Raw genomic sequence first — 6,375 nt, 5'->3', positions numbered from 1 at the left:
GTTATTATCTTAATTTGGCTTGTAACATTGACATTTGCCAGTATTGCTATTCCATGGTCAATAAAGCGGTACCGTCGGTCCGATTTTGCCATTGCGCTTTATGTCGTATATTTGACATTATCCCAAATCATTGCTAGCAAAATTGCGGCATTTAATTTAGGATTTAAAACATTCTATGCACCTGCTGCGGTATTAATCTTTCCCTTTACCTTCCAAATTACGGATATTGTCAATGAAGCCTTTGGTCGGTATGAGGTTCACCGAATGATTTTTATTGCTTTTACTACTCAAGTAATAATGACTCTTTTTCTTTGGCTGGGAACAATTGTTCCGTCTGCACCGTTTTGGCAGTTTCAGGAATCTTGGCGTAATATTATTTCGCTGGTTCCAAGAATTACTTTGGCAAGTTGGATAGCATTTTTAGTCTCCGAAAACATTGATGCGGTCTTATATGCTAAACTCCGAGAACTGACCAAAGGTAAATTCTTATGGATTAGAAATGTTTTTAGTGATATTCCCAGTTTAGCCTTAGATAGTATCATCTTTGTGAGTTTAGCCTTTTATGGTGTAATGCCTATAATCTCTTTAATCATTGGCCAAATTGTTTTGAAATGGATTATCGGTGTTATCGATACGCCTTTTATGTATCTAAGCCGATATATGTTATCTCGATTTTCTGTTAAATATCGGACACCTTTAGTTTAACTCTAAAAACTTAAAATTCTTACCTAATCAATATTTATTTTTGTCTTAAAAACATTAGACGCCGAGAAAATATATTTTATTATATTCTTTTATCTTGACTATTTAACATTTTTACTATAGTTTTAATCAATGAAAATGTATTCTCGGCTTATCGTTATTATATTAATTGCAATAACTGTAAACGGCATAGAACAGAACAACAACTTAAATTATATTCTGCAAGGAGTCTTTCGACAACAAGATTTAACTGAAGAACAAATTGGCGATGTTATCTTTTTCGGTAGTTTCTCTTATATTGAAATTAATGCTTCAGGTGATACTACAAAAACAATTAATTCTTTGCGAAGGATTTATTCGAAAGGTTCAGAGAAACAGAAAAGTGAATATTTGGAAATGGTCATTGATGGTAAAAAATTGACTAAAATGCAAATTGAAAAACAGACTAAAAAGAATCAGTCGGCGGAAAATTTTAAGTTGCCTTTTTATAAAAAATTCCGAAACGATTATGACTTTTTCTATATTGGTGAAGATACCAATGAAAAGGTTTGGATAATCGGTTTTAGACCCAGATATAAAAAAGCCGGTTATTTGAACGGTTCTGCCCAAATTTCGCAATTCGATACGACCATCAGCCAGATACAATTTCAGCCGATGGATTTGCCATCCGTAGTGAAACATTTCAATTGCACTTTAAATTATTCAAAATATCAAAACTACTCATTACCATCTAAGTTTAGTCTTGAAATGGAAATTCGCGTAAAAGTAATACTGAACCTTGCCCATAAGTTCATCAAAATGCAGGAAATATATTCGGAATATCAATTCCATCAATCTTTACCTGATAGTTTATTTGATTAGATTGGCTAAAATTATTATTTTAACCATAAGCAGTTATTTTTGCGGTACTTTAATGTTTTCATATTGGCTGGGGAAAATTAAAAAAATTGATATTCGCAAAATTGGTGATGGCAACCCTGGTGTTGCTAATGCCTGGAGAACCGGTGGCTGGATGATCGGTGTACCATCAATGTTATTAGACGGTCTTAAAGGTTTTCTGCCGGTCTTTCTTGTTAATCGTGTCTTAAACATAAATGATTTTCGCTTAATTCCCATTGCAATTGCGCCAGTATTAGGACACGCATTTTCTCCATTTTTGAATTTTCAAGGTGGCAAAGCAATAATGACAACTTTTGGTATTTGGGTCGCATTGACCCTTTGGGAAGTTCCGACCATCTTAGGACTAATGCTTTTATTTTTTAAATTCGGATTAAAAATTAAGAATGATACGATAAACACAATTGCTGGTATGCTTAGTGTTTTAGTCTATCTCATTCTTAGAAATTTTTCTTCAATAATGATATTAATTTTCACTACAAACACCGGAATTGTTCTGATTAAAATCTGGAAAGAATTAAAGACGGTTTCAGTAGAAGATAATTTATAAATCAATAAGTTTAAGGGTGTATTTTTGTCAATAATTACAGATGGTGGGTTATGAAAAATAACATTACAAAGAGCCGTTATCTTGAACACCGCCTTTTATGAGAACTAAAAATAAATTACTTATTATCCAGAGTCGCTAAGAACAAAGATATGTCTCATCATTGGTATTTCCCTTTTATTGATTCCTATCGCATCTTAATTTTTATCTCGGTGCAGATGCTAATCGCACTGACCAATATAATATTGATGAAGCGATTAGAAAAATTTCCTAAAACATCTAAACAACCCAAAGTATCCGTTTTAGTTCCGGCCCGAAATGAAGAAAAAACAATTGCTTTTTGTTTCGATTCATTACGGACACAAACTTATCCTAATTATGAAATAATTGTTTTAGATGATAATTCCGAAGACCGCACGGGTGAAATATTGCATCAGATTAAATCAGAAAAATTGACAATTATTAAAGGCAAACCACTACCGGAAGGTTGGATCGGAAAGTCTTGGGCATGTTATCAATTAAGTCAAATGGCGACAGGTGAGTTGCTTTTATTTACTGATGCGGATACCGTTTTTAGTCCTCAAACACTTTCCTGTGCCGTCTCGGCGTTTGTAGCAACCGATGCGGATTTAATCACAGCAGTTAATCGGAATCAAGTAAAGACATTCGGTGAGCAAATTACCGTTCCTTTTATTGTCTGGAGTGTTTTTACAATTTTACCATTAGCAATTGCCTACTTGTTTCCTAAAACAAAATCATTTTCTGCGGCCAATGGGAAGTTTATGCTATTTAAGAGGGAATTTTACCGTAAAATCGGAGGTCACCAAGCAGTGAAACATAGTGCAGTTGAAGATGTCGAATTGGCTCGGATAACAAAAGCGCAAGGAGGCAAATGGCGGTTATTCGATGCTTCACATCTTATATCGAGCCGAATGTACTATAGTTTCTCTGAAGCCTTAGAAGGTTTTTCCAAAAATTATTTTGCATTATTTGGCTATAAGATTTTGATTGCACTATTTGTTTGGTTTTGGATGGGTTTAATTACTTTTCATCCCATTAGTAATTTAATTAAACCAATTATAACACATAATTTCAACAATATTTTCCTCTGTTCTGCGGTCTCAATGCTATTCACAATTATATTATGGTTATTGACCTCGATTAAATTTGGTCTTCCCTTACACATATTTCTTTTATATCCAATAATAGTCATAGTTGCAATATTTATTGGCATACGCTCAATTTATTTGGCAATAATTAATAAATTAGTCTGGAAAGGAAGAGTGCTCAAGAATATTAAAATTCGCTGGCTATGACCCATTTCGCTAATCCGAATTTCATCGAATCTTTTTGAAATTAATTTTTCCGCTGCAAGGGGGTAAATATTTGGGGTAAATTTAGTATTGATATATTATGTAAAGAGTAGCGTCAAGAATTTTGTGAAAATTCTTTTTTCTTCCATAAAGGGTAGTGTATATATTTTGTGTAAATTTAGACTTGATATGGTGAAAAAATAAAGGTGTATCTTCCTATGATAGACAATTTTAATAAATAATAAGAAAAATAGAATACATCTATGTTAGAATTGACAAACAAGCAGATTTTAGTATAATGACAGCACTTATGTTCCGAATATTATCTAAAAAAGTATTAGCACCAAACATAAAACTATTTGAGTTTGATGCGCCGTTGATTGCGCAGAAAGCCGAACCTGGTCAATTTGTGGTTTTAAGAATTAATGAAACCGGTGAAAGAATTCCCCTTACAATTGCTGATGCCAAAAAAGACCAAGGAATTTTAGTGATTGTATTTCAAGAAGTCGGCAAAACAACTAAATTATTAGGAACCCTTAACCCCGGGGATACGATATTAGATTTAATTGGTCCATTAGGAAAACCATCGGAAATAGAAAAATACGGCACAGTTGTATGCATTGGCGGCGGTGTTGGCACACCGGAAATATTCCCTGTCGCCCGAGCCTTAAAACAAATTGGCAACAAAGTAATCTCAATAATCGGTGCCCGAAATAAAAACCTGATAATAATGGAAAATGAAATGAAATCAGTCTCAGACGAACTTTATATTACAACGGATGATGGCAGTTATGGTGAAAAAGGATTTGTCACTGATGCCTTAAAAAAGATAATCGAGAAAGGTGAAAAGATAGATTGCGTGTTTGCAGTCGGCCCAGTAATTATGATGAAAGCCGTATCAGACACTACTCGTCCCTATAACATCAAAACGATTGTCAGTTTAAATCCAATTATGCTTGATGCTACTGGTATGTGCGGTGTCTGTCGAGTTGAAGTTGGCGGTGAAACTAAGTTTGCTTGTGTTGACGGTCCAGAATTTGATGGCCACAAAGTAGACTTTGATTTACTGATGAAAAGATTGAATACCTATCTAAAAGAAGAAAAAGAATCGATGGAATTATTTGATAAACAGATTGCTGGTTGCAGATGTCAAGGGAGATGAGTCATGCCCAAACCAAGTCCTAAAAAAACACCAATGCGAGAACAGCCACCCCAAGAACGAATTAAAAATTTTAAGGAAGTTCCATTTGGCTACACGTCTGAAGAAGCAGTTTTAGAAGCTCAGCGATGTTTATCCTGTAAAAAGCCTCCGTGTATTGGTGGTTGTCCGGTTGAAATTGATATTCCCGGCTTTATTAGTAAAATTGCGGAAAAAGATTTTAAGTCCGCGATAAGAATCCTAAAACAAAAAAATGTTTTACCCGCAATTTGCGGTCGTGTTTGTCCTCAAGAGGACCAATGCGAAAAAGAGTGTGTCTTAGGTAAAAAGATGGAACCGGTGGCGATTGGTCGATTAGAACGTTTTGCCGCTGACTGGGAAGCCAGTCAAGGTGAATTGGAAATTCCGGCGAAACATCCGCCAACAGGTAAAAAGGTTGCAGTTGTCGGTTCAGGTCCTGCAGGCTTAGTTTTTGCTGGTGATATGGCACAATTAGGTTATGAAGTTGTGATATTTGAAGCCTTGCATAAAGCTGGAGGTGTCTTAGTTTATGGTATCCCGGAATTCCGACTGCCTAAGGCAATTGTTCAACGGGAAGTTGAATATGTTGAGAGTCTGGGGGTAAAATTAATTACCAGTTTTGTTGTTGGCCGAACCAAAACTGTTGATGAGTTACTTCAAGAATTTAATGCGGTCTTTATCGGTACTGGTGCTGGACTGCCTTGGTTTATGAATATTCCCGGCGAAAATCTTAACGGTATCTATTCGGCAAATGAATATTTAGTCCGGGCTAATTTGATGAAAGCATATCTATTTCCAGAATACGATACGCCAATTGTTCGGGGCAGAAGAGTTGCCGTTATTGGTGGTGGTAATGTGGCAATGGATGCAGCCAGGACTGCTTTGCGATTAGGTGCAGAAAAATCAATGATTATCTACCGCCGGAGTAAAACTGAAATGCCGGCAAGAATTGAAGAAATTCATCACGCGGAAGAAGAAGGTGTCCAATTCGAATTTTTAACTTTACCCGTTAAATATTACGGTGATGAAAATGGCTGGGTTAAAGAAATGGAATGTATCAGAATGGAACTAGGCGAACCCGATGCTTCAGGTCGCAGAAGGCCGATTGCAATTCCTAATTCTGAATTTAGAATACCGGTTGATACGGTGGTCGTGGCAATTGGTCAAAGCCCGAATCCATTAATACCGCAAACAACCCCTGGTTTACAAATTGGTAAACACGGCAATATTATTGCTGACGAAAAAACAGGTAAAACAACCAAAAAAGGTGTGTTTGCTGGCGGTGATATTGTTACCGGTGCAGCAACAGTTATTTTGGCAATGGGTGCTGGCAGAATTGCAGCCCGTGCCTGTGATGAGTATTTGAAGACAGGTATTTGGTAATATTAAAAGTAGCGAGGAACGAGTAGCGATAATTGACCCCTTATTCCCTTACTGCTCGCTACTCACTACTGAATAGGAGGATAAAATGGTAGCAACTGCATTTATCTTAATAACTGTTGCCCATGGTATGGCAAGGAAAGTCTATGAGCAACTCTCAAAAATTCCTGGAGTAGTCCAGGTTAATGCTATTGCCGGACCTTATGATATAATTGCGATTGTCCAAGGTTCTGATTTTAATGCCATCGGCAAATTAATTATTGACAAAATTCAACCAATTGAAGGGATTGAAAGAACTTTAACTTGTAATGTAATTGAATTTGAGCAATAATAAAAAACTTCTGCTTTTTGAAATT

At 35.9% G+C, this 6,375-nt stretch carries 7 protein-coding genes (1 of these 7 running past the window's edge); all 7 read left to right on the top strand.

What is annotated here, in order from left to right; all coding sequences use genetic code 11:
• A protein-coding gene (locus N2201_03865) for a queuosine precursor transporter (protein ID MCX7785349.1) crosses the window boundary here: on the top strand, positions 1-705 show its 3' portion. It extends 90 nt beyond the left edge of the window; 705 of the gene's 795 nt are visible here — the last part of the coding sequence; the start codon falls outside the window, past its left edge; the stop codon is at positions 703-705.
• A gap of 129 nt (positions 706-834) precedes the next feature.
• Positions 835-1,563 carry a hypothetical protein gene (locus N2201_03860; protein MCX7785348.1) on the top strand — a complete coding sequence of 243 codons (729 nt, stop codon included), beginning with the start codon at positions 835-837 and terminating at the stop codon, positions 1,561-1,563.
• Position 1,564: 1 nt separating this feature from the next.
• Positions 1,565-2,149 carry a glycerol-3-phosphate acyltransferase gene (locus N2201_03855; GenBank protein ID MCX7785347.1) on the top strand — a complete coding sequence of 195 codons (585 nt, stop codon included), beginning with the start codon at positions 1,565-1,567 and terminating at the stop codon, positions 2,147-2,149.
• 149 nt (positions 2,150-2,298) lie between these two features.
• Positions 2,299-3,462, top strand: a complete 1,164-nt coding sequence (locus tag N2201_03850) for a glycosyltransferase family 2 protein (protein MCX7785346.1) — start codon at positions 2,299-2,301, stop codon at positions 3,460-3,462.
• Between the two features lie 307 nt (positions 3,463-3,769).
• The gene (locus N2201_03845) at positions 3,770-4,621 is read left to right on the top strand and encodes a sulfide/dihydroorotate dehydrogenase-like FAD/NAD-binding protein (protein ID MCX7785345.1); all 852 of its coding nucleotides are present in this window, start codon (positions 3,770-3,772) and stop codon (positions 4,619-4,621) included.
• A gap of 3 nt (positions 4,622-4,624) precedes the next feature.
• A complete protein-coding gene (gene gltA, locus N2201_03840; protein MCX7785344.1) occupies positions 4,625-6,022 on the top strand; it encodes an NADPH-dependent glutamate synthase in 1,398 nt (465 codons plus the stop codon).
• Positions 6,023-6,107: 85 nt separating this feature from the next.
• Positions 6,108-6,350, top strand: coding sequence for an Lrp/AsnC ligand binding domain-containing protein (locus N2201_03835; GenBank protein MCX7785343.1), 243 nt, complete (start codon positions 6,108-6,110; stop codon positions 6,348-6,350).
• Positions 6,351-6,375: the final 25 nt, after the last annotated feature.

The organism is candidate division WOR-3 bacterium (genome assembly GCA_026418155.1).
Lineage (GTDB): Bacteria > Hydrothermota > Tepidihabitantia > Tepidihabitantales > CAIPLT01 > JAOABV01.
The sequence above is the reverse complement of the archived record's forward strand: the minus strand, read 5'-3'. Positions and strand labels throughout refer to the sequence as shown.

Coding starts and splice junctions, on each gene's coding strand:
- N2201_03835 (MCX7785343.1), top strand. CDS start 6,108: ATGGTAGCAACTGCATTTATCTTAATAACTGTTGCCCATGGTATGGCA.
- N2201_03850 (MCX7785346.1), top strand. CDS start 2,299: ATGTCTCATCATTGGTATTTCCCTTTTATTGATTCCTATCGCATCTTA.
- N2201_03845 (MCX7785345.1), top strand. CDS start 3,770: ATGTTCCGAATATTATCTAAAAAAGTATTAGCACCAAACATAAAACTA.
- gltA (MCX7785344.1), top strand. CDS start 4,625: ATGCCCAAACCAAGTCCTAAAAAAACACCAATGCGAGAACAGCCACCC.
- N2201_03860 (MCX7785348.1), top strand. CDS start 835: ATGAAAATGTATTCTCGGCTTATCGTTATTATATTAATTGCAATAACT.